Raw genomic sequence first — 236 nt, 5'->3', positions numbered from 1 at the left:
GCGCGGGGATCCTGCGGGACCGGTCCTCGCGGACCGGATCCCATCGGATCGGTGGACGATACTGGGATTGAACCAGTGACCTCTTCCGTGTCAGGGAAGCGCTCTCCCGCTGAGCTAATCGTCCTTGGAGGTGGAGACGGGATTTGAACCCGTGTAGACGGCTTTGCAGGCCGTTGCCTCGCCTCTCGGCCACTCCACCAGGGGTGGGGGCTCGGGAAGGATCCCCCACCTTCTGC

The 236-nt window shown here is 64.8% G+C and carries 2 tRNA genes; both read right to left on the bottom strand.

What is annotated here, in order from left to right:
• Positions 1–52 precede the first annotated feature (52 nt).
• Positions 53–124, bottom strand: a tRNA-Val gene (locus IH13_RS0115710).
• Position 125: 1 nt separating this feature from the next.
• Positions 126–199: transfer RNA gene (locus tag IH13_RS0115705), tRNA-Cys, on the bottom strand.
• Positions 200–236: the final 37 nt, after the last annotated feature.

Source organism: Streptomyces sp. NRRL WC-3549 (assembly GCF_000721935.1).
Classification (GTDB): Bacteria; Actinomycetota; Actinomycetes; order Streptomycetales; family Streptomycetaceae; genus Streptomyces.
The sequence above is the reverse complement of the archived record's forward strand: the minus strand, read 5'-3'. Positions and strand labels throughout refer to the sequence as shown.